The sequence below is a fragment of the Streptomyces sp. TLI_053 genome, from assembly GCF_900105395.1.
Taxonomy (GTDB): domain Bacteria; phylum Actinomycetota; class Actinomycetes; order Streptomycetales; family Streptomycetaceae; genus Kitasatospora.
The window spans coordinates 962,627-989,433 of the sequence record NZ_LT629775.1 but is presented as its reverse complement, the minus strand read 5'-3'; the positions used below and the strand labels follow the sequence as shown (position 1 = coordinate 989,433).

The 26,807-nt window shown below is 73.9% G+C and carries 22 protein-coding genes; 12 read left to right on the top strand and 10 right to left on the bottom strand.

Annotation, left to right across the window (positions count from 1 at the left end; genetic code table 11):
- The first annotated feature begins 202 nt into the window (after positions 1-202).
- Complete coding sequence (locus tag BLU95_RS03635; RefSeq protein ID WP_093858659.1) at positions 203-2,101, top strand: alkyl/aryl-sulfatase; 1,899 nt, start codon at positions 203-205, stop codon at positions 2,099-2,101.
- A gap of 81 nt (positions 2,102-2,182) precedes the next feature.
- On the opposite strand, the gene BLU95_RS03630 is transcribed toward BLU95_RS03635, so the two are convergent.
- The 4 genes from BLU95_RS03630 to BLU95_RS03615 form a co-directional block, all read right to left on the bottom strand.
- The gene (locus BLU95_RS03630) at positions 2,183-3,229 is read right to left on the bottom strand and encodes a hydroxyacid dehydrogenase (RefSeq protein WP_173861999.1); all 1,047 of its coding nucleotides are present in this window, start codon (positions 3,227-3,229) and stop codon (positions 2,183-2,185) included.
- A 35-nt stretch (positions 3,230-3,264) separates the two neighbouring features.
- Positions 3,265-4,113: a carbohydrate ABC transporter permease gene (locus BLU95_RS03625; RefSeq protein ID WP_093858658.1), complete on the bottom strand. Its 849-nt coding sequence runs from the start codon at positions 4,111-4,113 to the stop codon at positions 3,265-3,267.
- The gene (locus BLU95_RS03620; protein ID WP_231978668.1) at positions 4,110-4,973 is read right to left on the bottom strand and encodes a carbohydrate ABC transporter permease; all 864 of its coding nucleotides are present in this window, start codon (positions 4,971-4,973) and stop codon (positions 4,110-4,112) included. The genes BLU95_RS03625 and BLU95_RS03620 overlap by 4 nt, the downstream gene beginning before the upstream one ends.
- 113 nt (positions 4,974-5,086) lie before the next feature.
- Positions 5,087-6,442, bottom strand: a complete 1,356-nt coding sequence (locus tag BLU95_RS03615) for an ABC transporter substrate-binding protein (protein WP_093858656.1) — start codon at positions 6,440-6,442, stop codon at positions 5,087-5,089.
- A gap of 343 nt (positions 6,443-6,785) precedes the next feature.
- On the opposite strand from BLU95_RS03615, the gene BLU95_RS03610 reads away from it, so the two are divergent.
- Together BLU95_RS03610 and BLU95_RS03605 are read left to right on the top strand one after the other, a co-directional pair.
- Entirely contained in the window at positions 6,786-8,825 is a 2,040-nt protein-coding gene (locus BLU95_RS03610) for a DUF2264 domain-containing protein (RefSeq protein WP_093858655.1), read from the top strand.
- 7 nt (positions 8,826-8,832) lie between these two features.
- A complete protein-coding gene (locus BLU95_RS03605) occupies positions 8,833-9,615 on the top strand; it encodes a sugar phosphate isomerase/epimerase family protein (RefSeq protein ID WP_093858654.1) in 783 nt (260 codons plus the stop codon).
- A 135-nt stretch (positions 9,616-9,750) separates the two neighbouring features.
- Here BLU95_RS03605 and BLU95_RS03600 read toward each other — a convergent pair whose 3' ends face one another.
- Together BLU95_RS03600 and BLU95_RS03595 are read right to left on the bottom strand one after the other, a co-directional pair.
- Positions 9,751-10,383, bottom strand: a complete 633-nt coding sequence (locus tag BLU95_RS03600; RefSeq protein WP_197698782.1) for a hypothetical protein — start codon at positions 10,381-10,383, stop codon at positions 9,751-9,753.
- Between the two features lie 73 nt (positions 10,384-10,456).
- Positions 10,457-11,551, bottom strand: coding sequence for a substrate-binding domain-containing protein (locus BLU95_RS03595; protein WP_093858652.1), 1,095 nt, complete (start codon positions 11,549-11,551; stop codon positions 10,457-10,459).
- Positions 11,552-11,791: 240 nt separating this feature from the next.
- Between BLU95_RS03595 and BLU95_RS03590 the strand changes: the two genes are divergently transcribed.
- The 4 genes from BLU95_RS03590 to BLU95_RS03575 all read left to right on the top strand — a co-directional run bounded on the left by BLU95_RS03590 (position 11,792) and on the right by BLU95_RS03575 (position 17,471).
- Positions 11,792-13,582 (top strand): glycoside hydrolase family 35 protein, encoded by a 1,791-nt coding sequence (locus BLU95_RS03590; RefSeq protein ID WP_093858651.1) that lies wholly within the window; start codon positions 11,792-11,794, stop codon positions 13,580-13,582.
- Between the two features lie 157 nt (positions 13,583-13,739).
- Positions 13,740-14,807 carry a substrate-binding domain-containing protein gene (locus tag BLU95_RS03585; protein ID WP_093858650.1) on the top strand — a complete coding sequence of 356 codons (1,068 nt, stop codon included), beginning with the start codon at positions 13,740-13,742 and terminating at the stop codon, positions 14,805-14,807.
- Between the two features lie 247 nt (positions 14,808-15,054).
- A complete protein-coding gene (locus tag BLU95_RS03580; RefSeq protein WP_093858649.1) occupies positions 15,055-17,061 on the top strand; it encodes a carbohydrate binding domain-containing protein in 2,007 nt (668 codons plus the stop codon).
- Positions 17,062-17,201: 140 nt separating this feature from the next.
- Entirely contained in the window at positions 17,202-17,471 is a 270-nt protein-coding gene (locus BLU95_RS03575) for a hypothetical protein (RefSeq protein ID WP_093858648.1), read from the top strand.
- Between the two features lie 55 nt (positions 17,472-17,526).
- Here the strand turns inward: BLU95_RS03575 and BLU95_RS03570 are convergent, their stop codons facing one another.
- Entirely contained in the window at positions 17,527-19,149 is a 1,623-nt protein-coding gene (locus BLU95_RS03570; RefSeq protein WP_093858647.1) for an alpha/beta hydrolase, read from the bottom strand.
- A 339-nt stretch (positions 19,150-19,488) separates the two neighbouring features.
- On the opposite strand from BLU95_RS03570, the gene BLU95_RS03560 reads away from it, so the two are divergent.
- Positions 19,489-20,439: a polysaccharide deacetylase family protein gene (locus BLU95_RS03560; RefSeq protein ID WP_159424752.1), complete on the top strand. Its 951-nt coding sequence runs from the start codon at positions 19,489-19,491 to the stop codon at positions 20,437-20,439.
- Here BLU95_RS03560 and BLU95_RS03555 read toward each other — a convergent pair.
- Together BLU95_RS03555 and BLU95_RS03550 are read right to left on the bottom strand one after the other, a co-directional pair.
- Complete coding sequence (locus BLU95_RS03555) at positions 20,412-20,993, bottom strand: P-loop NTPase family protein (RefSeq protein ID WP_197698705.1); 582 nt, start codon at positions 20,991-20,993, stop codon at positions 20,412-20,414. The two genes, BLU95_RS03560 and BLU95_RS03555, sit on opposite strands and share 28 nt — an antisense overlap.
- A 69-nt stretch (positions 20,994-21,062) precedes the next feature.
- A complete protein-coding gene (locus BLU95_RS03550) occupies positions 21,063-21,923 on the bottom strand; it encodes an NAD(+)/NADH kinase (protein WP_093858644.1) in 861 nt (286 codons plus the stop codon).
- Positions 21,924-22,094: 171 nt separating this feature from the next.
- Here BLU95_RS03550 and BLU95_RS03545 point away from each other — a divergent pair, with 171 nt between their 5' ends.
- The gene (locus tag BLU95_RS03545) at positions 22,095-22,457 is read left to right on the top strand and encodes a UBP-type zinc finger domain-containing protein (RefSeq protein WP_093858643.1); all 363 of its coding nucleotides are present in this window, start codon (positions 22,095-22,097) and stop codon (positions 22,455-22,457) included.
- 76 nt (positions 22,458-22,533) lie between these two features.
- On the opposite strand, the gene BLU95_RS03540 is transcribed toward BLU95_RS03545, so the two are convergent.
- Positions 22,534-23,478: a DUF5996 family protein gene (locus tag BLU95_RS03540; protein ID WP_093858642.1), complete on the bottom strand. Its 945-nt coding sequence runs from the start codon at positions 23,476-23,478 to the stop codon at positions 22,534-22,536.
- A gap of 228 nt (positions 23,479-23,706) precedes the next feature.
- Between BLU95_RS03540 and BLU95_RS03535 the strand changes: the two genes are divergently transcribed.
- From BLU95_RS03535 to BLU95_RS03525, 3 genes are all read left to right on the top strand, one after another.
- Positions 23,707-24,654 carry an alpha/beta fold hydrolase gene (locus tag BLU95_RS03535; RefSeq protein WP_093858641.1) on the top strand — a complete coding sequence of 316 codons (948 nt, stop codon included), beginning with the start codon at positions 23,707-23,709 and terminating at the stop codon, positions 24,652-24,654.
- A gap of 307 nt (positions 24,655-24,961) precedes the next feature.
- Positions 24,962-25,882 (top strand): hypothetical protein, encoded by a 921-nt coding sequence (locus BLU95_RS03530; RefSeq protein WP_093858640.1) that lies wholly within the window; start codon positions 24,962-24,964, stop codon positions 25,880-25,882.
- Positions 25,879-26,802, top strand: coding sequence for a hypothetical protein (locus BLU95_RS03525; protein WP_093858639.1), 924 nt, complete (start codon positions 25,879-25,881; stop codon positions 26,800-26,802). Before BLU95_RS03530 ends, BLU95_RS03525 begins: the two co-directional genes overlap by 4 nt.
- Positions 26,803-26,807: the final 5 nt, after the last annotated feature.

Sequence of the window (26,807 nt, the reverse complement as noted above, 5' to 3'; positions counted from 1 at the left end):
ACCGATCCCGAGCTGTGCATTTTGCCGATGAATGGTGGATGAAGGGTGATTCCTTTATCGTCGCGGACGGTGGCGACGTCCTCCGGACGGACCACGCCGGTCGTGCGACCGGACGAAGGTCGTGAGGGTGGGAAGGGACGTCCGGCGGCGGGCCCGTCGACGCCGCCGACGTACCGCAGCGGAACCGCAGAGGGAGAGCGACATGACCCGGAACACCGGACCCGCGCCCGCCGAACCGTCGGTCCGGCAGGCCAACGCCGACCTCCTCGGCCGCCTCCCGTTCGACGACACGCAGGACCACGAGGACGCCCGCCGCGGCTTCCTCGGCACCGCCGCGGACCCGCTGATCCGCAGCGGCGACCGGGTGGTGTGGGACCTCGCCGCGTACGGCTTCCTGGAGCGGGACTGCCCCGACACCGTGAACCCCAGCCTGTGGCGCCAGAGCCGCCTGGCGGCCGACCACGGGCTGTTCGAGGTCGTCGAGGGCGTGTACCAGGTACGGGGCTTCGACCTGTCGAACATGACCGTCGTCGAGGGGGAGCGGGGCGTCCTGGTCGTCGACCCCCTGATCTGCGCCGAGACCGCCGCCGCCGCGCTCGCCCTCTACCGCGCCCACCGCGGCGACCGGCCGGTCAGCGCGGTGCTCTACACCCACAGCCACGTCGACCACTTCGGCGGTGTGCGCGGCATCGTGAGCGAGGAACAGGTCGCCGACGGCCTGCCCGTGATCGCCCCCGAGGGGTTCCTGGAACACGCGGTCAGCGAGAACGTCTACGCCGGCACCGCGATGGCCCGGCGCGCCGCCTACATGTACGGCGCGGCGCTGCCCAAGGGCGAACGGGGACAGGTCGGCGCCGGGCTGGGGCAGACCACCTCCACCGGGACCGTCGGCCTGATCCCGCCGACCCTGTCCGTCACCCGCACCGGGCAGACCGAGGTGATCGACGGCATCCGGGCGGTCTTCCAGCTCACCCCGGGCACCGAGGCGCCGGCCGAACTCAACATCCACTTCCCCGACCACCGGGCGCTCTGCCTGGCCGAGAACGCCACCCACAACCTGCACAACCTGCTGACCCTGCGCGGCGCGCAGGTGCGCGACCCCCGGGTGTGGGCGCACTACCTCACCGAGGCCGTCACGCTCTTCGCCGACAGCACCGACGTCGCCTTCGCCTCCCACCACTGGCCGACCTGGGGACGCGACCGCGTGGTGGCCTTCCTGACCGAGCAGCGCGACCTGTACGGCTACCTCCACGACCAGAGCCTGCGCCTGATCAACCAGGGCCTCACCCCGCTGGAGATCGCCGAGCGCATCCAGCTGCCGCCCGCCCTGGAACGGGCCTGGCACGCCCGCGGCTACTACGGCTCGGTCAGCCACAACACCAAAGCCGTCTACCAGCGTTACCTGGGCTGGTTCGACGGCAACCCGGCCCGGCTGTGGGAGCACCCGCCGACCGGGGCCGCCCGGCGCTACGTCGAGTTCATGGGCGGTGCCGAGGAAGTGCTGCGCCGGGCGCGGCGGTCCTTCGCCGAAGGGGACTTCCGCTGGGTCGCCCAGGTCGTCAACCACGTGGTGTTCGCGGACCCCGACAACTCCGAGGCCCGCGCGCTCCAGGCCGACGCGCTCGAACAGCTCGGCTACGGCAGCGAGAACGGCACCTGGCGCAACTTCTACCTGACCGGCGCCCTCGAACTGCGCCACGGCCCGGTCGGCACCCCCACCGAGACCGACACCGCCGACTTCATGGCCGCCCTAACCCTCGGCCAGCTCTTCGACGCCGCCGCGATCCGGGTGGACGGCCCGCGCAGCTGGTCCGCCGACATCACCGTGCGGTGGAACCTCACCGACAGCGGCCCGGTCACCCTGCGGCTGCGCAACGGCGTCCTCACCCACACGGCCGGCGACGGCCCGGCCGTCGGCACCCCGGACGTGACCGTCACCCTCGCCGAGGCCGACCTGCGCGCCCTCCTGACCGGCGCCGCCACGGCGGAGGAGCTCCTCGCCGACGGGCGGGCCGAGGCCACCGGCGACCTGGGCCGGATCGCGGAACTCCTCGGCCACCTCGACGACCCGGACCCGGGCTTCGCGATCGTCACCCCCTGAGCGTGCCGCCGGCACCGGACCGGCGGGAGGCCGGTCCGGTGCCGGCGGCACGCGGGGTCGTACGGTGCGGTGGGTGCGGGGTCACGCGGTGCGGTGGGCGTCCTCGGCGAGGACGGGGTGGGCGAACGGCTGCCCGGCCGCGTAGCGGGCCAGTTCGTCGGCGGCCGCGGCGGCCATCCGGTGCAGTTCGCGGCCCAGGGAGCCGGCGATGTGGGGAGTGAGCACCACGTTGGGCAGGTCGTAGAGCGGGGAGTCGGCGGGCAGCACCTCGGGCACGGTGACGTCGAGCACGGCGTCGAGGCGCCCGGAGACCAGCTCTCGGACCAGGGCGTCCTGGTCGAGGAGGGAGCCGCGGGAGGTGTTGATCAGGGTGGCACCGTCGCGCATCAGGGCGAGCCGGCGGCCGTCGATCAGGTGACGGGTCTCCGGGAGTTCGGGGGCGTGCACGCTGACCGTGTCGGAGGCGGCGCAGAGTTCGTCCAGCCCGACCAGGCGCGCGCCGAGTCCGGCGGCCTCCGCCTCGTCCACGTACGGGTCGTGGAGCAGCAGGTCGAGGTCGTGCGTGCGCAGCAGTTCGAGCACCCGGCGGCCGATCCGGGAGGCGCCGACGATGCCGACGGTGCGCCGGTAGTTGCCCGCGTCGGGGTAGCCGCGCTGCCAGTCGTGCGGGGTGCCGCGGCGGTCGCGGTAGTCCTCGCGGATCCGCAGGAACCGCTTGTTGGCGAGCAGGACGGCGGCGACGGTGTACTCGGCGACCGGCAGGGCGTTGGCCCAGGCGGCGGAGGTGACCCGCAGGCCGCGTTCCCAGCAGGCGTCGGTGATGTGGTGCTTGACGGACCCCGCCGCGTGGATGACGGCGCGCAGCCGCGGGGCGGCGGCGAGGACGCCGCCGTCGATCGCCGGGCAGCCCCAGCTGGAGACGATGACCTCGGCCCCGGCGAGGGCGGCCCTGGCCTCCTCGGTACCGAAGTCGTCGAGCACCAGCGCGGGGTCGAGCTCGGCGAGCTCGGTGAGGCGGGCCAGGGTGTCGGTGTCGAACAGCCGGCCGGTGAGGTCGCGGTGCATGGCGAGCACGGCGCGGGGGCGGCGGGCCGGGGGTGCCGGGTCGGCCGGTCGGGGATCGGTCATGGGCTTCTCCGGGGCGGCGGCGGGGTGGGGGACGGTCACTTGACGGCCCCCGCGGTGAGACCGGCCTTCCAGTGCCGCTGGAGCAGGACGAAGGCGAGGACGAGCGGGACGACGGCCAGCAGCGCGCCGGTGACGACCAGCGGGTAGTACTCGGGGAAGGCCCTGGTCTGGGCGTTCCAGGTGAACAGGCCGAGGCTGACCGGGAAGAGGCGGTTGTCGGAGAGCATCACCAGCGGCAGGAAGAAGTTGTTCCAGATCGCGGTGAACTGGAACAGCAGCACGGTGACGAAGCCGGGCATCACCATCCGCAGGCCGATCGACCAGAAGGTGCGCAGTTCGCCGGCGCCGTCGGTGCGGGCGGCCTCCAGGACCTCGCCGGGGATGTAGCCGGCGCAGAAGACCCGGGCGAGGTAGACGCCGAAGGGGTTGACCAGGGAGGGCAGGAAGACGGCCCAGAAGGTGTTGACGATCTCGAGTTCGGAGGCGAGCAGGTACATCGGCAGGGCGAGCGCGGTGGTGGGCACCAGCACACCGAGCAGGACCAGGCCGAACAGCGTCTCCTTGCCGGGGAAGGAGAAGACGTGGAACGCGTAGCCGGCGCCCACGCACACCAGGGCGCAGAGCACCGAGCCGATCCCGGCGTAGAGCAGGGAGTTGAGGTACCAGCGGAAGTAGATGCCGTCCCCGGCGCTCGCGAGGTCGCTCAGGTTCTGCCCGAGGTTGAGGTTGGCGGTGGTCAGGGAGCGGCCGCCGAGCAGGTCGGCCGTGGTCTTGGCGGCGGCGGTGAGCAGCCAGCCGAGCGGCAGCAGGGTGTAGGCGGTGGCCAGGACGAGCACGCCGTTGACGGCGCCCTTCGACAGCGTCCACGGACGTCGGGTGCTCATGCGCGGGCCTCCCGTACGCGCTCGGACCGGGACCGGGTGGCCCGGGTGACGGCGAAGGAGAGCCCGGCGGCGACGACGGCGAGCAGCACCGAGGAGGCGGCTGCCAGGCCGTAGTCGCCGCGCTCGAAGGCGGCGGTGTAGGCATACATGTTGGGGGTCCAGGTGGAGGTCACACCGGGTGCGGTGTTGTGCAGGATCATCGGCTCGGTGAAGAGCTGGAGGGAGCCGATGACGGTGAACAGCCCGACCATGGCGAGGGAGGGCCGGATCAGCGGGATCTTGATGGCGAGCGCCGTCCGCAGCGGGCCGGCGCCGTCGATGACGGCGGCCTCCAGCACCTCGCGGGGGATGGCCTGGAGCGCGGCGTAGAAGATGACCATGTTGTAGCCGCTCCACTGCCACAGGGCCATGTTGACGACGGCCGGCAGCGGGTGGCCGAGCGGGTCGGGCTGGGTGCCGAGCGCCTCGAAGGCGTCCAGCACGGGGCTGATCCCGGGGGTGTACAGGTACATCCAGATCAGCGCGGCGATGATGCCGGGCACGGCGTGCGGGATGAACAGGGCCAGCTGGAAGAACTGCTTGGCGCGGACCAGCGCGGAGTCCAGCAGCAGGGCGAGGACGAGCGCCAGGGCGGTCATCAGCGGGATGTAGAGCAGGCAGTACTGGGCGATGGTGAGGAAGCCGTCGCGGAAGGCCTCGTCGCCCAGGGCCCGGGTGTAGTTGCCGAGGCCGGTGAAGACGGTCTCGGTGCCGCCGAAGCCGAGGCCGGAGCGGTGCTCGGTGAACAGGCTGAGCTTGACCGCGTAGCCGATCGGGACGAGCGTGCAGGCGGTGAACAGGAGGAGGAACGGGGCGAGCAGGACGGCCGGCGCCCCGTACCGCCCGCGCCGCCGGGGGGCGGCGGCGCGGGGGGTGGCGGCGCGGGGGGTGCCTCCGGTGCGGGCGGCGCTCGTGGTGCTGGTGGCGCGGGTCGTCACTGGGCGACCTTCAGCCCGCGGTTCTTGAGCTCGGCGAGGGTGGACTGCTGGGCGGCGGCGAGCGCGTCGTCGATGGTGCCGGTCCTGCCCGCGACCTTGCCGAAGGCGTCCTTGACGGTGCCGTTGGTGAGCCCCATCACGGGGCCCCAGGTCCAGCCGGACTTGATCGAGTCGGCGGCGTGCGCGTAGAGGCCGTAGAGGTCCTGGCCGCCGTAGAAGTCGCTGTTGAAGGCCTTCGCGGCGGTGGGGACGAGTTCGGTGGCGGCGGGGTAGGTGGAGGAGGTGCCGGAGGCGATCCGGGCCTTGATGCCCTCGGGGGTGGTGGTCGCCCAGGCGGCGAACTCCACGGCGGCCTTTGCCTTCTTGCTGTCCTTGGAGACGGCGAAGGTGGTGCCGCCGAGCATGCCGCTGGCGGGGGTGCCGTCCCAGCTGGGCATGGCGGCGACCGCCCACTTGCCGGCGGCGTCGGGGGTGGTGGCGAGGTTGGACTTCAGCACACCGCCGCCCCAGGAGGCGCCGAGGTATCCGGCGGTCTCGCCCTTCTGCAGGGAGGCGGTCCACTGCTGGCTGAACGAGGGCTGGACGCGGACCAGGTCCTCGTCGACGAGCTGCTGCCAGTAGGCGGAGACCTTCTTGGTCTCGGGCCCGGTCAGGTCGGTCTTCCAGGCCTCGCCGGAGGTGCTGAACCAGCGGGCCCCGTTCTGCCAGGCCATCGCCTCGAAGGTGGTGGGGTCGTCGGGGAAGAAGGTGGCGATCCGGGTGTCCGGCTGGGCGGCCTTGAGCTTCTGGGCGGCGGTGCGGAACTCGTCCCAGGTCTTGGGGACGGTGATGCCGGCCTTCTCGAAGAGGTCCTTGCGGTAGTAGAAGGCCTGCGGTGCGGCGTCCAGCGGCAGCGCCCAGGTGCGGCCGCCGAGCGAGGTCAGCTCGGCGGCCTGCGGCAGGTACTTGGCCTTGAGGTCCTGGCCGACGAGCTTGGAGATGTCCTGGACGGCGCCCTGGCTGACGAAGTCCGGCAGCTGCGGGTACTCGACGTTGAACACGTCGGGGGCGTTGCCGGCCTTGACGGCGTTGGAGAGCTTCGCGTAGCCGCCGGCGTTGCCGGCCGGGATCTCCTCGAAGGTGATCCGGATGTTCGGGTGGCTCGCGTTGAAGGCCTCGACGACCTCCTTGGTGCCCTTGGCCCAGCCCCAGAAGAGGAGGTCGACGGGCTTGCCGTCCTCGGCGGAGGCGCTGGAGGTCGACCCGCCGCCACTGCTGCCGCAGGCGGCCAGGAGGGTTACGGAGAGCGCGACGGCGGTGGCGGCGGCGGTGGCACGAAGGGCTCTGCGGCGGGGGAACGCGGACGAGCGCATGGCACGGCTCCTCGGAGGGGGAAGTCACGGTCCGGTGGGTCGGCCAGTCACGGACTCGTGGAGGGTGGGGGCGGCTGGCAGCCATCCTGAGCAGCTTGCCGATCGGAGTCAAGAGATGTAGATCGAATGATCTGATCCGATCGAATGGACGAATCGGTCGGATCGGCCCATCCGGCGTCTCCGACCTGCGCCGATGATGATCGCGAGGGGTCCGCGGCAGCAAGGTCACAATCCGATCAACCAGTTCATTTGATCCGTGAGTCTTGACGAATGATCGGTCGATTCCTAGATTCCGGCCAGGGATCCCACCCGCTCCCGGCCGCCCGACGAAGGACACCAGCTGATGCCACTGCCCCCGGAGGACCGACACCTCAGCCCCCGCACCGGCTGGACCAGGGCGCACTGGGAGGCCGTGGCCGACGGACTGCTCACCGCCGTCCGCCCCTACGCCAGCCCCGGCCGGGCCCTGATCGACCTCCCCGGGACCGGCCCCAGCTGGTCCGGGCGCCGCTCCGACGGCCTCGAGGGCTACGCCCGCACCTTCCTGCCCGCTGCCCTGCGGATCGCCGGCGCCGACGGCGAAGACCCGCACGGCCTGCTGGACGCCTACGCGCGCGGACTCGACACCGGCACCCGCACCCCCACCGCCGAACGCGGACTCACCGACGGCGACCCGGAGTCCTGGCCCCTGATCACCGACCGGGGCCAGGCCATGGTCGAGGCCGCCTCGATCGCCTTCGCCCTCCGGCTCACCCGGCCCTGGCTCTGGGACCGCCTCGACGCCCCGGTCCGCGACCGCGTCGGCCGCTGGCTGGCCGACGCCCTGCACCGCACCCCCAACGACAACAACTGGTGGCTGTTCCCGCTCTCGGTCGGCGGCTTCCTCGCCGAGGCCGGCATCGAGGAGCGCGCCGCCGACACCGCCGTACGGCGCGGCCTGGAGCGGATCGAACGATTCCACCTCGGCGACGGCTGGTACACCGACGGCCGTCCCCGCGCCTTCGACCACTACAACGGCTGGGCCCTGCACCTCTACCCCGTCCTGCACGCCCACCTCGCCGCCGACCGCGCCCTGCTGGACGAGTACGGCTCCCGGCTCGCGGCCCACCTCGCCGACCAGGCCCACCTGTTCGGCGGCGACGGTGCTCCCGTCCACCAGGGCCGCTCCCTCACCTACCGCTTCGCCGCCACCGCGCCGCTCTGGGCCGGCGCCCTCACCGGACACACCCCGCTCGCGCCCGGCACCACCCGCCGGATCGCCTCCGGCGCGCTGCGCCACTTCGTCGACCGCGGTGCGATCGACGACCGCGGCCTGCTCACCCTCGGCTGGTACGGACCGGAACCACGACTCGTCCAGCCGTACTCCGGCCCGGCCTCGCCGTACTGGGCCGGCAGCGGCTTCCTCGGCCTGCTGCTCCCGCCCGACCACCCGGTCTGGACCTGCCCCGAGCAGCCCGCCCCGGCGGAGGAGCGCGACACCGTACGGACCCTGGCCGGGCCGAACTGGCTGGTCCAGTCGACGGCGGCCGACGGCCTGGTCCGGCTGCACAACCACGGCAGCGACGACCAGCCGGCCGACCACGTCCGGCCCGACGACCCGCACTACGCCCGCCTCGCCCACTCCACCGCGACCGGTCCCACCCACGACGGCCCCGCGGACAACCACTTCGCCCTGCTGACCGACGGTGCGGCGAGCGAGCGCGGCCGGATCGAGCCCGTCGGCTGCGGCCCGGACTGGGCGGCCTCCCTCAGCCGCCCCCGGGTCCGCGGCGCGGAACTCGCCGGAGTGACGGTCACCACCGTCACCCTGGTGCACGGCGCCGACGAGGCACGGGTCCACCTGGTCGCCGGCGCGGCCCCCGGCACCGGCGTCCGCCAGACCGGTTGGGCCGTCGCCGGCCGGACCGCCGGGCCGGGCCCCGGGACCGCACCGCAGCCGGGCGCCCGCGCCTCGGCCGACGGCGGACGCCTCGTCAGCGAACTCACCGGGCTGCACGGCTTCACCGGGGCCGCGCTCCTCACCGTCCCGGGCGGCACCGCCTTCGGCCCCGAGGCGGCCGTGCCGGTGCTCGACGGAGTCCTCGACGGAGTCGGGAACGGAGTCGGCGATGTCGGCGAAGGACTTGTCGGCGGAGGACTTCTCGGCGACGACGCCCCCGACGCCGGCGGCGCCCTGTTCGCCTGCGCGGCGCGCCTCACCGGCACCGCCGTCCTGCCCCCGCTCCGAGTACGGCTGGAGGCGACCGGGGCCGGGGCGGGGGGCAGGGCCGACGGCACCCGGCAGCTGAGCCTGACCTGGCCGGACGGCACCACCCACCGGATCGGCATCGGACCAGGCATCGTCTCGGTCTCGGCCCCCGTCTCCGTCAGCCACCGCGGTTAGGACCGCCATGCCCCTCGCCCTCTCCACCCTCGGCCTGCCCGGCACCCCCCTCGACCGGGTCGTCGGGCTGGCCGCCGACCACGGCTGGCACGGCCTCGAACTGCGCTGCGCCTCCGACCAGCCGGTCCGGCTCAAGCTGAGCGCGCCGCAGCGCAGGGCCGCGGCCCGTACCCTCGGCCGGGCCGGGCTGGTCCCGGTCGCCCTCGCCTCCTACATCGGCGTGGCCGCGCCGGGACCGGACGAACCGGTGGTCGCGGATCTGCTCGCGCACCTGCGGCTCGCCGCCGACCTGGGCTGCCACCGGCTGCGGGTGTTCCCGCACGGCGGTCCCGGCGCCGGCGCCGCCGCCGACGCCAGGGCGGTCCGCCGACTGCTGGAGGTGGCCGACCACGCCCGGTCGCTGGGCGTGCGGATCCTGGTCGAGACGCACGACTCGCACCGGTCGGCCGGCGCGCTCGCGGCCCTGCTCGACCAGGTCGGCCACCCCGCCGTCGGCGCGCTGTGGGACCTCCTGCACACCTGGCTCGCGGGGGAGAACCCGGCCGAGACCCATCGGCTCCTCGGCCGCCACCTCGGCTACGCGCAGGTCAAGGACGTCGCCTCGGCGGACGACCTCACGCCGGTCGCCCTCGGCGGGGGCGTGCTGCCGATCGCGGACTGCCTGCGGCTGCTGCCCCGGGACGGCTGGATCGCCTGGGAGTACGAGACACCCTGGCACCCCCGCGCCGCGCCGCTCGCGCCCCAGCTCGGCGCGGGCCGCAGGTATCTGGCGGCGCTGATCGGCCGTTGAGCGGTGGGCCAGGGCCACGGGGTGTCGGCGCCGGTGGGTTCGACCCCGTCGGAACGGTGTCGTTCGCACAGCCTCCTGCTCCTGCTCCTGCTCCTGGGCCGCACGCGCACCCGTCGGCCGAGGCCGTCGGTCGTCCTACGGCTCGGGCGGCACCGCCGACGCGGGCAGGTCGAGAAGGCGGGCAAGGGCGGCGGCGACCGGATCAGCGTGTTCGGGCATCCGCTGACGGGCCCAGGCGGTCGCCAAGGCGAGGAAGCCGGTCAGGTCGCGCTCGACGCCGGCGAGCAGGTGGCGGAGTTCGGTGACGGGCAGCTCGATCACCGGGCTGCCGCTCTGCTCGGCGTTGACGGTGAGCCGGACGGTGTCGCCGAGACGTTCTGCGATCGGGGACACGGGCTCGTGGCCGAACCCGAGCAGGTTGCCGCCGTCGACGAAAGCCTGCCAGTCGCGCCAGTCCTCCAGTCCGTCGCAGCAACTGGGCAGGAAGACGACCCCCGTGCGGTGGTCGGTGACTCGCAGGCCGCCGGCCGCGTAGAGGTCGTCGAAGGTCAGCAGTCCGTGCAGCAAGGATGCGAGCGGGTCGGTCGGCCGCGGCGGCCGGTCACCGTCGGGGTCGATGTCGTTGCAGCCGATGATGTGCGTCATCGCCGTCCCGACCTCGGCGGGTGAGAGCTCGCCGTTCAGGGGCAGGAAGGCGAACGGCTCGACTCCGGCGACAGGCCACAGGTCGAAGCCCTCGGGGGTGTTGATCTCCAGGACAGGCTGCATCGCGATCACCTGGGGGAGTGTTCCGCAGTCCTGCCCGGATCGCCTCTCGATTACGCCGCCGGGCGTCCCGCTCCTACGGAGTCGCGGCCAGGGCTCCGCAGGAGGTGCGGGTACGGAGGGTGGGGAGGAGGGCCACGCGGTGGACCGGGAGGTCGGAGCCGCCCGTGAGCCGGCGCAGCAGCAGGTCGAACGCCGCCCCGCCCACCGCCCGCTTGGGCGGGGCGACGGCGGTCAGCGGGGGAGCGGCGAGGGCCGCGAACACGTCGTCGTAGGCGATCAGTGCCACGTCCTCGGGCACCCGCAGCCCGCGGGCGCGCAGCAGCGGCGGCAGTCGGATCGCGTCCTGGTCGTTGTGGACGAGGACCGCCCGGGTGCCGGTCGCGACGGCTTCGGCGATCCGGTCGGCGAGCGGGGCGGCGTCGGTCTGCGTCCCCTCGGCGGTGGAGGTGTCCAGTACCGGGAGCTGCGGCAGGCCGAGCAGCCGGGTGCCCTCGTGGTAGCCGGTCCGCACCTCCTCCGCCGTCCAGGAGTCGCCGCGGGCGGCCAGCAGAACGCTGTCGTGGCCCAGGTCGGCGAAGTGGCGCAGCGCGCGCAGGACGCCGTGGCGGTGGTCCGAGCCGACGGTGTCCAGCCGGGAGCCGGGACCGTCCGGGGTGGGGGAGCGCCGTTCCAGCAGGACCGCCGGGACCGGCAGGCCGTCGAGCCAGTCGCAGGCGGGGGAGTGCCGGCCGGGGAGCAGGTTCGGGGCGAGCAGCAGGCCCTGGGCCCCGGACTCCAGCAGCCGTTCGACCTGGACCGGGTCGTTGCCGGCCCGGTAGGGCGCGATGCCGAGGACCAGCCGGGCGCCTGCCTCGGCGGCGGCGGCGCGGGCACCGGCGATCACCTCGTCGAAGTACGAGCCGACCGAGGGGACCAGCAGGCCGACGGTGCGTCCGGCGCCCGGGCCGCCGTCGTGGTCCGGCGCCCGCTCGGGGCCGGGGTGGTCGAGCGAGACGAACCCGTGCGAGCGGACCAGTCGGCCGGCCTCCGCCAGTGCGGCGATGTCGCGCCGTACGGTGACGGCGGGAATGCCCAGGCGGTCGGCGAGGTCCTTGAGCCGTACCTGGCCGCCGAGATCACCGACCGCCGTGACGATCAGCCGGCGCCGCTCCTCCCTGGACATGGCCATCCACTCCCTCTGTGCGCGCTTGTTCGCCCTGTGCTGTGCCGTGTGCCGCGCTGCTGTCGTGCAGTGCCGCCGGGCTGCTCGCTCCGTCTGCGAAGCGGATCAAAGGTTATCGTTCGATCGAAATTCGATCAATAGACGAGGTTCATATCGATCGATTGACCGCCCGATCATTCTGCTCATAAGGTACGGACCGGCGATCGATCGTCGATCTCGCCCATGCCCGCATCGACGGAGGCACCCATGGCCGACCGGGCCACCCACCCCGCGCTCACCCTCGACGGAGACACCTTCCTGCGGGCCGGACGCCCCCACCGGATCGTCTCCGCCGCGGTCCACTACTTCCGGATCCGCCCGGAACTCTGGTCCGACCGCCTGCTGCGCCTGCGCGCCATGGGCGTCAACACCGTCGAGACCTATGTCGCCTGGAACTTCCACCAGCCCGCACCGGGCACCGGCGACTTCACCGGCGACCGCGACCTCGCCGCCTTCGTCCGGACCGCCGGCGACCTCGGGCTCGACGTGATCGTCCGGCCCGGCCCGTACATCTGCGCCGAGTGGGAGTTCGGCGGCCTCCCGGCCTGGCTGCTGGCCGACCCCGCGCTCCGGCTCCGCCGCGTCGACGGCCCCTACCTCGCCGCCGTCGACGCCTGGTTCGACGTACTCGTGCCGGTCCTGCTCCCGCTGCTCGCCTCCGCCGGCGGACCGGTCGTCGCGGTGGCGGTGGAGAACGAGTACGGGAGCTACGGCAACGACACCGCCTACCTGGAACACCTCCGGGACGGCCTGGTCCGGCGCGGTGTCGACTGCCTGCTCTTCACCGCCGACGGCGCCGAGGACGGCTTCCAGCTCGGCGGGCGCCTGCCCGGTCTGCTGACCACCGGCACCTTCGGCTCCCGCCCCGAGGAGTCGCTGGACTGCCTGCGCCGCCACCAGCCGGTCGGCCCCCTCGTCTGCATGGAGTACTGGACCGGTTGGTTCGACCACTGGGGGACCCCGCACCACCTCCGCGACCCCGAGGAGTCCGCCGACGTCCTCGACCGGATGCTCGCCGCCGGCGCCTCCGTCAACATCTACATGGGCCACGGCGGCACCAACTTCGGCTGGTGGAACGGTGCCAACCACGACGGGACCGCCTACCAGCCGGACACCACCAGCTACGACTACGACGCCCCGGTGGGCGAGGCGGGCGAACTCACGCGCAAGTTCCACCTGTTCCGCGAGGTGATCGGGCGCCACCTCGGCCTCAATCCGCACCAGCCGCCGCCGCTGCCCGCCCGGCTCGCCCCGCAGAGCGCCCCGGTCACCGCGAGCGCCGACCTCGTGGACTCCCTGGACGCCCTCGCCACCGTCCACCACAGTCCCGAGCCCGGGCCGATGGAGAGCTTCGGCCAGAACCTCGGCCTGATCCACTACCGCACCCGGCTGCGCGGCCCCCTCGGCCACGGGGAACTCCGGATCGACGGACTCGCCGACCGCGCCCAGGCGTTCCTCGACGGCGTCCCGATCGGCGTGCTCGAACGCGACCGCCCGGACGAGGCGCTGCCGGTCACGGTGCCGGCCGGCGGGGCGGTGCTCGACCTGCTGGTGGAGAACATGGGGCGGATCAACTACGGGCCGCTGCTCCACGACCGCAAGGGCATCACCGGCGGGGTCCGGGTCGACCGGCAGTTCCAGTTCGGATGGGAGGTCCGCCCGCTCCCGCTCGACGACCTGACCGTCCTGCGCTTCGGCCCGGCGAGCACCGAGGAGGGGCCGGGCTTCCACCGCGCCCTGTTCACCGTCGACGCCCCGGCCGACGGGTTCCTCGAGCTCCCGGGCTTCACCAAGGGCATGGTCTGGCTCAACGGCTTCGCCCTCGGACGCCACTGGGAGCGCGGCCCGCAGCGCACCCTCTACGCCCCCGCGCCGCTCTGGCGGGCGGGCGTCAACGAGGTGGTCGTGCTCGAACTCCACCGGCCGGGGACCCGGATCGAGCTCCGGAACCGCCCCGACCTCGGGCCGACGGCCCCGCCGGAGGCGCCCACCGGCTGACGGCGCGCCCGCCGTCCGGCGGGCCCCGGCGGGCCTGCGGGCGGCGGCCGGTCGGTCCACGGATCGGATCCCGATCGAATGGTAGATTCCTGTCCGCGTTGGGCAGATCACCTGGCACCGACCGGAGCGAACCGCAGGGCGAACCGCAGGGAGTGACATGTCGATCTCGGCCGACGACCGCCGCACACGCATCCTCGACGCGGTGCGGAGCCTCGGATCGGTCCGGATCACCGAACTCGCCGAGCGGCTGGACATCCCCGCGGTCACCGTCCGCCGCGACGTCGCGGCGCTCGCCGAGGCCGGTCTGCTCCGCCGCTCGCACGGCTCGGTGTCCTCCGCGGCCGCCGCCACCGGCGGCGACGCCCCCGCGCGCGGCGACGGGCCCTCGATCGGACTGCTCGTCCCGGCGGTGGGCCAGTACTTCGACGAGGTCATCGCCGGGGCCCGGGCCGCCGCCGCCCGGGCCGGCGCGAGCCTGGTGCTCGGGATCTCCTCCTACGAGGCGAGCGCCGACCGCGTCCAGGTCGAGCAGTTGCTCGGCTCGGGCGCCCAGGGGCTGCTGCTCGCGCCCAACTGGACCCCCGCCGACGGCCCCGACGGCCGGGAGTGGGTCGAGGACCTCCCCGTCCCGGCCGTCCTGGTGGAACGCCGGCCGGCCCCGGGGAGCGCGGCCGAGGCGCTCGACTCGGTCGCCTCCGACCACCGCCACGGCGTGCTCCTCGCGGTGCGGCACCTCGCCGCCCTCGGCCACGGCTCGGTCGCGCTGGTCGCCCGCCGGGACACCTGGACGGCGCACGAGATCCGGGCCGGCTACGCCGAGAGCTGCGCGCTGCTCGGCCTGCCGGCGGAGCCCGTCATCGACATCGTGCGCCCGGTGGCGGACGCGGAGGACGTGGCGGACGCCCTGGCCGAGGCCCACGCGCGCGGCGTCCGGGCGGTCCTGGTCCACAACGACCAGGACGCGATCCAGCTGCTGCCGCTGCTGCGCGCCCGCGGCCTCCAGGTGCCCGGCGACCTGGCGGTGGTCAGCTACGACGACGTGCTCGCGGAGCTCGGCGCCCCGCCGCTGACGGCGGTCGCGCCGCCGAAGCGGGCGGTCGGGGCGGAGGCCGTGGCGCTGCTCCTGCGCCGGCTCGGCGGGGACGACGCGCTGCCCGTCCACCGGCTGCTGCTGCTGCCGAGGCTGACGGTCCGCGAGTCCTGCGGCGCCGCCCGGGCGAACTGACGGGGTCTCCGACCGGGCCGGCAGGAGCTGCCGGGGCACGCAGGGGCGGGCGGGGCGGTCAGGGCGGGCAGGGGCGGGCTGGAGTCAGCGGGGGCCTCACCCATACAGATCAAATGGTCAATTGACAGGTTTTTCGACCGATCATCGATCGAATGGACCTTAATGCCTTGACCCGGTCAGGTGGTCGTCCTATGGTGCGGGCGGGCGCCCACCCTCCCTCCTCCCTCCCCCACCTCGGGAGTCCCCCATGCACCTGACCGCCACACCGAGACGTGCGGCCGTCCTCGCCGCGGCCGCCTCGCTGTTCCTGCTCCCGGTGTCCGGGCCCGCACCGGCGGCCGCCGCCGAGGGCGGCACCACCCGGTACCTCGACTGCTCGGCCCCGTCGAACGGCGACGGCAGCCAGGCCGCTCCGTGGAACAGCCTGGCCACGGCCAACACCCACGTCTTCGGCCCGGGTGACCGGCTGCTGCTCAAGCGCGGCACGACCTGCACCGGCACCCTGAAGCCACAGGGATCCGGCAGCGCCGCGGCGCCCGTCACCCTGGCCGCCTACGGGACCGGGACGTCCCGCCCGGTCGTCGCCGGCAGCGCCTCCTCCACCGAGAAGGCCGCCCTCCACCTCTACAACGTCGAGCAGTGGGAGATCCGCGACCTGGAGCTCACCTTCAAGGACACCGCCGCCACCAAGCGCGAGCGCAACGGGCTGCTGGTCGAGATCGCCGACCTGCCCGACGGCGTCGGCACCCACTACGTGGTCGACGACGTCTACGTCCACGACGTCAACGGCGACGCCACCAAGTGGTCCAACGGCATCCAGTTCCGGGTCTCCGGCACCACCACCCCCACCAACTTCGACGACGTCCTGGTCCAGGGCTCCCGCATCGACAACGTCGACCGGGAGGGTCTGACCAACCGCTCCACCTGGATGTGCCGCCCCCAGTACGGCACCGGTGACGACTGCGGGACCAAGAAGAACTGGCGCGCCAGCACCCGTCTGGTCTTCCGCGGCAACACCATCAGCAACACCGGCGGCGACGGCATCGTGCTGCGCGCCGCCGACCACGGCCTGGTGGAGCACAACACCGCCTACGACCTCGCGATGCGGCCGATGGGTTCCAACGCGGGCATCTGGACCATCAACTCCGACGACAGCCTGATCCAGTACAACGAGGTCCACCACGTGCGCCGGCTCCCGGACAACGGCGACGGCATGGCCTTCGACTCGGACTACGGGAACAACCGGGCGGTCTTCCAGTTCAACCACAGCCACGACAACGAGGGCGGCTTCATGCTGTTCTGCGGGGCCTGCGGCGCGGGCTCCAGCAGCACCGGCACCGTCGTCCGGTACAACCTCAGCCACCACGACAAGGACCGCTGGCTGGCCAGCTCCGGCGAGGACAGCGCCGACCTCTACCAGAACACCGTCCACCTGCCGGCCGGCTCCACCGCGGACATCGTCCAGGACGGCTTCGGCACCACCCACGCCCGCTTCACCAACAACGTCTTCCACAACCTCGGCAGCGGCGGCTTCGACGGTCTGGACAACCAGGGCACCTACCACCAGGCCGAGTTCACCTGGGAGGCCAACACCTTCTACGGCAACCACCCGGCCAACGAGCCCGCCGACCCGGAGAAGACGACCTACGACCCGCAGTTCGTCAACGCGGGCGGCGGCGCCCCGGCGGACTACAGGCTGAGCGAGGGCTCGCCGGTCCGCGCCACCGGCACCACCGTCCCGAGCCCGGGCGGGGTGGACTACTTCGGCAACCCGCTCCCACGGGTGTGCCGTCCCGACCGCGGCTTCCACCAGGCGTCCGCGTTCGACGACAGCACCTGCGCCCCGCTCGACGCGGTCCGCAACCCCGGCTTCGAGAGCGCCGACCTCAACCCCTGGACCAGCTACGGCGGCGTCACCCTCGACACCGCCACCAAGCACAGTGGCAGCCGCGCGGTGAGGGTCGGCCCGGCCCAGGCCGCCGCCGAACAGGTCGTCCGGGTGAAGCCCGGCACCACCTACACCCTCGGCGGCTGGGGCAAGGTCTCCGCGAGCGGCACCGAACTCTCGCTCGGCGCCAAGCAGTACGACGCGGCCGGTTCCTCCGCCCGCACGCTCTTCACCGGCACCGCGTTCGCCCGGGGCACCACGACCTTCACCACCGGCCCGACCACCACGACCGCCAGGATCTACTGCTACGCCCGCGCCGGCACCGGCTACGGCTGGTGCGACGACCTCACCCTCGTCGAGAACTGACGCACCCCGCCCGACCCTCCCGGCGCCGGCCCACTCCCCGGGTCCGGCGCCGGGCCCGCCCTCACTCGTTCGGCCGGGGCCTCGCGGACCCCGGCCGCGGTCGACGTGCGGCTACCGGGGGTCGCGGCCAGAGTGAGGTGGTGAGCATCCTCGTCCTGCTCGAACCGGAACTCGTCCGTACCACGGCGGTCGGTGCGAGTACCGAGTACGTCGAGAAGGTCCGTACGGTGCACGCGGCCCGGCCCGCCCCGGGGCCGGACGGGGAGCCCGGAGACACGACCCTGTGCGGCATGGCGACCGGCCGGATGCGCCGGGACCCCTACCGGGCACCCGGCGCCGACGCACCGTGGTACCCGCCGGAGTGGAGCACCAGGGTGTGCCCGTACTGCGACCGCTCGCTCCGCAGCTGAGGTCCGCCGGCACAGCCGCACATCCGGACTCCGGGCGGCCACGACAACCCCGCTGTCAGCAGGTCGTGCCGGGCCGCACCGGGGTCAGGGCGGTCAGGTAGTTGTCCACGGCACTGTCGACGCAGGCGTTGCCGCGCCCGTACGCGGTGTGGCCGGGGCCCCTGAGAGTGAGCAGCATCCCGCCCGGCAGCTGGGCGGCCAGGCTCTGTGCGTCCTCGTACGGCGTAGCCGGATCGCCGGTGGTGCCGACGACCAGGACGGGGGGCAGGCCCGCCGCCGTGACCCGGTGCGGAACGGTCCCGCCCTTCGGCCAGGTGCGGCAGTCGAGTTCGGCGAGGGCGGTGGCGGCGCCGAAGACTCCGGACTCCTGCCGGGCGCGGTCGAGGAGGTTCCAGTAGGCCTGCGGGTCGGCGGGGTGCGGGACGTCCAGGCAGTTCACGGCCGACAGCACGGCGTCGGAGTTGTCCGGGACCGGCGCGCCGGTGCCCTCGTCACCGCTGCCGCCCGCCTCCCCACCGGCCAGCTCGGCGAGGGCCGTGCCGTTCCCGCGGTGCGCGCGGCGCAGCGCCTCGGAGAGCGGCTTCCACTGGCTCTCGGGTGTGTACATCGCCTTGGTGAGGGCGTTGTGCAACAGGTTCTGGTCCACGCGCGCGGTGCTGCCGTCGACCTTCAGCGGCTTGCGGGCGGTCGACTCGTACAGGTCGGCGACCAGTCTGCGGATGCCCTCCGGGGAGTCGGCGGGGCAGGCCCGGCCGACCACGGCGGCGCAGCCCTCGGCGTAGTCGTCGACGGCCCGGCGGAAGGCGGCGCCCGAGCGGAGGACCCGCTCCGTCCAGTCCTGGGCCGGGTCGACGGCGCCGTCCAGCACCAGCGCCCGGGCCCGCTGCGGGAAGAGTTCGCCGTACACGGTGCCCAGGTACGTCCCGTAGGACCAGCCGAGGTAGCTCAGCTTCGGGTCGCCCAGCGCGGCCCGCAGTACGTCCAGGTCGCGGGCGGCGTCCGGTGTGCCGACATGGGGGAGGATCCCGGCGCTGCGGGCCGCGCAGGCGGCGGCGGACCGGTCGGCCCCGGTGAGCAGTTCCTGACGTTCGGCCTCGGTGGTGGGCACCACAGCGTTGCGGGCCGGTCCGGCGGGGGAGGGCTCGGCGCTCTGTTCGGGACTCCCGCAGTCCACGGCGGGTTTGCTGCCCGCGACCCCGCGCGGGTCGAAGCCGACGAGGTCGAACCGGGCGCGGACGCGGTCGCCGAACGAGGCGGCCCCGCCCTCCTTGAGGTGGGCGACGCCGGATCCGCCGGGGCCACCGGGGTTGAACACCAGGGAGCCGATCCGTCCGGCCGGGTCGGTGGCGGCCGACCGGACCAGCGGAAGCGTGAAGGTTCTGCCGTCCCCCGGCTGCCGGTAGTCCATCGGCACCGTCAGGGTGGCGCACTGGAGTTCTCCGCACGCTTTCCAGGCCGGTTGCTGCCGGTAGAAGGCGGCGAGTTCCGGGCGGTCGGCCGGTTCTGCCGGTGCGACCGGGGTGACCGACGCGGAGGGGGAAGCGGTCGCGGGCGCGGAGGTGGCGGGTGGTGCCGCCTTCGTGGTCGTCCGGTCCGGGCCGCAGGCGGCCAGGGGGGCGACGACCGCGGCGGACAGGACCAGCGCGAGGGCGGCGCGGCGTGACGCGGAGTGGTTCAAGGGAGGGTGCTCCGAACGCACGAGGGCAGGCCGCGCGGGCCCGCCCGGTGAAGATCGCCGCCCGACGTGAGGGGCGGCTGTCGTCACGCTACGGCGGGCCTCTTCGGGGAGCGTCCCCCCGAGGTCGCCGCCCGGCCCCCCGATCGGCTGAACTCCGCTGCTCCCTGCGGCGTAGCAGCGATGATCACGGGGAGTGACGACGTCGAGATTCCCGGTGGGGCGTGGATTGGGCTGCCGGAGCGGTGTCGTGCACCCGTAGTGGTGGTGCTCGGAGCACGGGGCCGGGGGAGCGGGGAGGCATCGGTCATGCCATCCGATCGTCAGATTGTCTCGCGAAGAATGCTCATGCTCGGGGCCGGGTTGTCGCTGCTCGGGGTGGGCGGGTGCCACGGGAACTTCCGGGGGCCGCTGCGCGGCGAGGAAGCGGCCGCCGCCGCGGAGGGCGCGCCCTCCGCGGCGGCGGCCGTACCCGCACCCGGCGCCTCCCTGTCCCCGGTCCCGTCCTCGGTCCCGTCCGCCACGGTGAACCCCGCCCCGACCGCGTCCGCCTCCGCGTCCGTGACCCCCGGCCCGACCGCGTCCGCGCCCACGTCCGCGCCGGCGTCCACGTCCACGTCCGCGTCCGTGCCCGCGCCGAGCGGCGCCGCCTCCGCCGCGGGCACGGCCGCGCCCTCGCCGCGGGTGGTGACCGCGGCCGAGAGCCGGCCGGTCTACGAGCTCGACGCCGCGCGGAAGGTGGTCGCGATCACCGTCGACGACGGCCCCGACCCCCGGTACACCCCGGCCGTCCTGGCGCTGCTCGACCAGTACGGGATCCGGGCCTCCTTCTTCCTGATCGGCGAGAACGCCGCCGCGCACCCCGACCTGGTCCGGGAGGTCGCCGCACGCGGCCACCACATCGCGAACCACTCCTGGAGCCACCCCGATCTCAGCGGCCTCTCCGCCGCGAAGGTGCGCGACGAACTCGGCCGCACCTCCGAGCTGCTCGGGCGGCTCACCGGCAGGGCGCCGACCTGGTTCCGTGCCCCGGGCGGCGGCTGGTCGCCGACGGTGCTGAAGGTGGGCGCCGAGCTGGGGATGCGGCCGATGGCCTGGTCCGTGGACCCGCAGGACTGGGCGACGCCGGGGACGGACGTGATCACCAAGCGGCTGGAGAAGGAACTGCGGCCGGGCGCGATCGTGCTCACCCACGACGGCGGCGGAGACCGCTCGCAGACGGTCGCGGCGCTCAGGACCTTCCTGCCGCTGCTGATCGACTCCGGCTACCGCTTCACCGCGCCGCCCGGCTGACCGGTACCGGGCGCGGCCGGTCGGCCCGGGCTCCCGGCCGGCCGGGCCACCGTCCGGAGCCAGGCCCGGGCGGCCCGTGCGGAGGTCAGGTGGACCACGGTCAGGCCGGGGTGGGCGGCCAGCCGTTCCAGGGTCCGCCGCCGGTGCGCGGCGTGGCGGGCCCAGGCCCAGCGGATCGGGTGCTCCGGGTCCAGCCAGTCGCGGAAGCCCTCGCGGTTGCCGTTCCACAGTTCGCGGCGGGTGAGCGCGCGGGCCGCCGAGCGGCGCAGGACGCGCTGCATGACGGTGCGTCGGGGCAGGTCGAGCCAGACGCAGGTGTCGGCGCGGGCCCGCAGCAGGTCCCCCAGCTTGCCGGTGTACTGGTCCTCGGTGACCCAGCGCCCGGTCGCCGCGAAGGCCTCGACCTCGGACCGGAACTCGGCGCGCGGGGTCCAGCCCGGGCCATGGTGCAGCGCGTCCAGCTCGTAGCGGGGCAGGTCGAGCAGCGCGGCCAGCCGGGCCGCCGTCGTCGTCTTCCCCGCCCCCGAGATCCCGGCGATCAGCACGCGTTCCACGGTCACCACCCTAGGGGACGCGGGGACGCCGCCGGGGGCCGGCCGGGACGCCGCCGGGTTCGGCCGGGGTCAGCCGGGCTCCGCCGAGCCGGTGAGACGGAGTTTGCGCTGGGCCCGCTGGTAGAAGGTGGTGCGGCCGAGCCGGACGACGCGGGCGGCGGCGGGCAGCATGGTCACCTCGACGACGTCGCCCGGCGTGACCCGGCCGACCAGGCGACCGTCCGCCTCGACGGCGAGGTCCCCGCTGTGCGGCAGGACCTCCAGGTCGAGCCGCTCACCGCTGGAGAGGAAGACCGAGCGGTTGAACGCGGCGTGCGGCGCCACCGGGGTGATCAGCAGCCCCTCCGCGTTGGGGGAGACGATCGGGCCGCCCGCGGAGAAGCTGTACGCGGTGGAGCCGGTCGGTGTGGCGGTGACGATCGCGTCGGCGGTGTACGCCACGAAGGGCTGGCCCTGGACCCGCACGGCGACCGCCGCGGACCGGTGCCCCGGGCTGCGCAGCAGCACGACGTCGTTGAGCGCAGTCTCCTCGACCGTCCCGAAGCGCGCGTGCACCCCGGAGCGCACCTCGACGGTGAAGCGGTGGGCGTCGACGGCGTCCAGCGCGGCGGGGAGCTCCGGGATGTCGACCTCGGCCAGGAAGCCCAGCCGCCCGACGTTGACACCGAGGACCGGCGCGTGGCCCCCGGCCGCGAGCCGCATGGTGCGCAGCATGGTGCCGTCCCCGCCGAGGCTGATCAGCAGATCGGCGCTCGCCGCCATCTCCTCGGCCCCCACCGGGATGGCCTCGCAGCCGATCCGGGACACCTCCGCCGCCAGCCCGAGGACCTTGGTGCCCCGGGCCCGGCTCCAGCGGACCACGGTCTCCACGGTGGGGGCGCTGGTGCGCTCGGGATGGAGGACCAGGCCCACCGTGCCGACGAATCCCATCCGGGTCACCTCGATGTCGGCCGGGGGAACGCTGCTCCCTCCAGTCACGCACACCGGCGCGGGTGCTTCAAGCCCGGGCGCCGCCGGTCGCGGAAGCCGCGCCGGAGTCGGATGGTTGGTAGTCGGACGAGGACGTCCGACGGCTCCGGACCCGATCAGGAGGCAAGTCCGATGGACGACGACCAGCAGGACCGGGGGATCGACCCGTCCGTGCCGCCGAGCGGGGACGGCTGCGTGGAGTGCCTGGCGGGGGACGGGCCGGGGTGGTGGCTGCACCTGCGGCGGTGCGCGGCGTGCGGCCACATCGGCTGCTGCGACTCCTCGCCCTCGCAGCACGGCACCCGGCACGCGAGGGAGGCGGGTCACCCGTTCCTGGCCAGCTTCGAGCCGGGGGAGGCGTGGTTCTGGAACATCGAGACGGAGCAGTACTACGAGGGGCCGGAGCTCGCGGCCCCGGCGGCGCACCCGCTCGCCCAGCCGACCCCCGGTCCGCTGGGCAAGGTCCCGGCCGACTGGCAGTCGCACCTGCACTGACCCGGACCCGCCCCGATCCGCTACCCGCCCCGATCCGCTACCTGCCGTGATCCGCCCGGGCAGCTGTCGGCCCGGTTCAGGGCTGCGGAGCGGGCGGTCCGGGGTCCGTGATGCCGCCCGGGCAGGCCAGCCCCTCGACGTCCCAGCCGGCCCTGGCGGCACCGGCCCGGTACGCGGCCTCGTAGAAGCCGAGGACGGCCGCCCTGGGATCGGCCTCCGTCCGGGCCTCCGCGTAGCCGAGGACGGCCAGATGGCTGCCGCCGGCCGCGACCCACCGGGCGGCGGCGGGTGTCAGCGGATCCTCGGCCAGGTGCTCCGGCTCGGGGGCGGTGTAGCAGTAGAAGGCCGGTTCGCCCAGGTCGGCGTCCCCGAACCAGAAGCCGAAGCTGATCAGCTCCCGGGAGTACGCCTCACGGGTCACCGGGTCCGCCGCCCTCGGCCGGTCGAGGGCGCGGCCGGAGAAGCGGGTGTGGGCCAGGTCGAAGGAGTGCCAGAAGAAGTGGACGGGGCTGGCCTTGCCCGAGAAGCGCGCCGAGAACTCCTCCAGCACCACCGCGACCTGGCCGAGCACCTGCCAGGCCCGGTTCGCCAGGGCCGGATCGTACGTCGCGTGCTCGACGTCCTCGGCGAACGGCCGGTCCGCGTCGGGCAGCCGGTAGGGCCGGGGGAACGGCAGCTCCACCCGGATTCCCAGCGCGGCCAGCGTCTCCAGGGTCTGCCGGTGGAACGAGGCGACGGAGTGGCCGGGCAGCGGGAAGGACGCCGTCCTGCCGTCCGCCACGGTGACGACCAGCCGGTGGTCGACGAGGTCGAGGTCGACGGTGAAGACCGGGTTGCCGTCGACCAGTCCCGTCGGCCGGGTGGTGAGCCCGCGCCCGGTGAGATGGAGGGGCACGTTCCACCAGTGGTTGCGCCGTACGCTCGCCGCGAGCCGGATCTTGCCGACCACCTGGGTGAAGCGGTGCAGCGTCTCCTTCGTCTCCCGCCACTCGTCGAGCGGCAGCGCTGGAAAGAGCTCCATCGGGTTTCCTCCTGCCGGTCGGCCGCACTTCCATCATGACCACGCCGGCCCGGACACGCAGACGGGTGGACCGGGTGGACCGGGTGGACCGGGCGGACCGGGTGGACGGGCTGGGCCGCGCGGACGGGGCGGACCGGGTGGGCCTGTCGGGCGCCGGGCCGGGTTTGTCGTAGGACCTCCGTACAGTCGTGCTCACACGTGACGACATCCCGGACGGAGCGGAGCACGATGGCGGACAACCGGAGCAGGGCCGAGGTCGGGGCCGAGATCGAGGTCGCCGTCGACGGTGCGGAGCTGGCCGCCGAACTGCACGGCGATCCCGCCGATCCCGCGATCCTGCTGATCCACGGTGCGGGGCACTGTCGCCTCAACTGGCCGGACGAGTTCGTCCGCCGGCTGGTCGCGGGCGGCCGGTGCGTCGTGCGCTACGACGCCCGGGACGCGGGTGCCTCGACGACCTTCCCGGTCGGTGCGCCGCCGTACGCGCTGCCCGACCTGGCTGAGGACGCCGCGGCCGTGATCGACGCGCTCGGGCCGGGGCGCGCCCATGTGCTCGGCATGTCCCAGGGCGCCGCGGTCGCCCAGCTCCTGGCACTGGGTCACCCCGACCGGGTGGCCACCCTCGCCCTCGCCTCCGGCACACCCGGCATCCCGGGGGAGGAACAGCCGGACCTGCCGCCCGTGTCGGACCGGCTCGCCGCCTTCTTCGAGCAGGTCGAGCAGGACGCGCAGGCCGCCGGGGCCGCCGAAGTGGCCGAAGCGGCCGAAGCCGCCGTCGTCGAGTCCATCGTCGAGGGCGAGCGCCCGTTCGCCGCCGCTTCCCGCCCGTTCGACGAGGACGGCGTGCGGCGCCTGGCCGCCCGGGTCGTCGCCCACGCGCGCGACATCGCGGCCCAGTCCACCAACCCCTACCTGCTCGACGCCGGTACCCCGTGGCGTGCGCGGCTCGGCGGGATCACCGCACCGACCCTGGTGCTGCACGGCGAGGAGGACCCGCTGTTCCCGCCGGAGCACGGCCGCGCCCTGGCCGCCGAGATCCCCGGCGCCCGGTTCCTCGCCCTGCCCGGCACCGGCCACGAGGTCTTCCCCGAGCACACCTGGGACACCGTTGTCCCGGCCCTCCTCGCGCACACCGCGAACCGGGACGACCCGGCCTGCCCGACCCGCCCGGCCTGAGCAAGGCGGTCGTCCCGGCCGGTCCGGTGCCGGAGGCGGCAGGTTCTCCCGGGGGCGCGGGCCCGCCCCGGCGGGCGTCCTCGGGGCAGTCCCGCGGCGCAGCCGCCGAACGGCGCAGGGGCGGCGGGTGACGGTTCGCCCACGACGTGACCCTCGCCGAGGATGGGGGGACCGGGCGGGCCGGTGTGCGTCCCGGCGGCCCCCGTTCACGGATGACGTTTCACGGATGAGGAGAGTGCCCGTGGTTGCTTCCGCATGCCCGCCCGCATGTTCGCCCGCGCGGCGGCGCGTCCGCCGGTTCGCCGTCGTGGTCCCCGGGGCGGCCGCGATAGCGGTACTGGTGCCGCTCGGGGCGCCGGGGGTCGCCGCGGCGGCCGGCCCGCCGCCGTTCCCGGTGGCGCGGGCCCTGGACGGTGAGGTGCCGTTGCCCTCGGCGCAGGAGGTCGCGGGGCTGTGCGACCGGGGGGAGGGATGCAGCTTCCGGATGTACGACCGGGTGCCGCGCGAGTTCGTGAGCGGGGTGGTGTCGGTCGGGAACGCGGCGATCAACTGCACGGGCGACGTGATGGAGATCGACCGCACCGTCACCTTCGTCACCAGCAGCACGGACAACATCGGCGGTCAGATCTCCGGCAAGGCCGCGCTGGAGGGCGGCGTGGACACCACCGTCACCGTGTCGGGGTCGGGCAGCGTCACGCCGGGGTTCGTGACCGGCACCACCCAGAACGGCCCGAACAAGGACAAGGGCCCCACCACCAAGGACGACGTCAAGAACACCACCGAGGTGACCGGGACGGTGTCAGGCTCGAACGCGTTGCACCTCGGGGCGAAGGCGACCTTCGAGTCGGCGTTCCAGGCCACGTTCTCGCGGCAGTGGCAGGCGGTGGCGACCGAGTCGACCAGGGTGGTGTTCACCGTGAGCAACGGTGACGAGATCCAGTTCGGGGTGGTGAACGCGATGTCGCGGGCGTCGGGCGAGCTGAAGGTGAACAACACCGGGAAGCTCATCAAGGACATCACGGTGGACAGCCCGTCGAGCGTCAACGTCAGCTCGGTGGTCGCCCAGACCTTCTCGGTGCCGGACAAGTGCCTGTCGCTGCGGCCCCCCGGCCGGGCCGCGGCGCTGCCGGGACCGGTCGAACTGCCGCCGGAACGGGCGGAGAGCGCGCGAAGGGCACCGGACGCGGTGTACGAGCGTACCGCTACGGGCAGTTGGAGGAAGCGGTGACGCGGCGGCGGGGTGGAGGCGGGGCCCTGGTCCCGGCGGTGCTGCCGACCGTGCTGGCCGTCCTGGCGCTGGGTACCGGGCCCGCCGCCGCCGACGGTGCCGCGCCCGGTACGGAGGAGGACGCGCCGGCGCTGGCCCGCCGCTGCGGGCAGGACTACGACTGCTCGTTCCGGATCATTCCCGGGCTCACCCGCGAGCTGACCTCCGCCGTCGTCTCGGTCGGCAACTCCGCGATCAACTGCACCGACCGGCCGATCGACATCTACCGGACCGTCGTACTGGAGTCGAGCACCACCGACAACATCGCGGGCGAGATCTCCGGCCGGGCGGCACTGGAGGGCACGATCGACAACACGACCGACGTGTCCGGCAGTGTCAGCGGCAGCAACAAGACCGAGATCACCCACACGGACATCACCGCGCCCAGCGACAAGGGCCCGAACTCGGAGATCTCGAACGGTCCGACGGTGGCGGTCTCCGGTACCGCCACCGCGGCCGGGCAGCTGAAGCTCAGCGCGAAGGCCTCGTTCGAGCTCGCGTTCAAGGCGACCTACTCGCACGAGTGGAAGCGCACCAGCACGGAGACCACCCAGGTCAAGTTCACCGTGAAGGCCGGCGACGAGCTCCAGTTCGGCATGGCGAACGCGATGACGCGCACGGTGGGCGAGTTGACGGTCGGCGGCATCGGCAAGCTGATCAAGAACATCGTCGTCGACAGCCCGTCCTCGGTGAACGTGAGCACCGTCGTGGCGCAGACCTTCAGTGCCAGGGACATCTGCCTGACGCTGCGTCCGCCGGGACGTTCGCTCGGCGGTTCGTCGGACGACGGCCCGGTGGAGGCGGCGCCGCGCACGGACGGCGCGCGGCCCACCGGGCGGTACCGGCTGACGACCGGGGGAGCCTGGGCCCCGCTGGACTGAGCAAC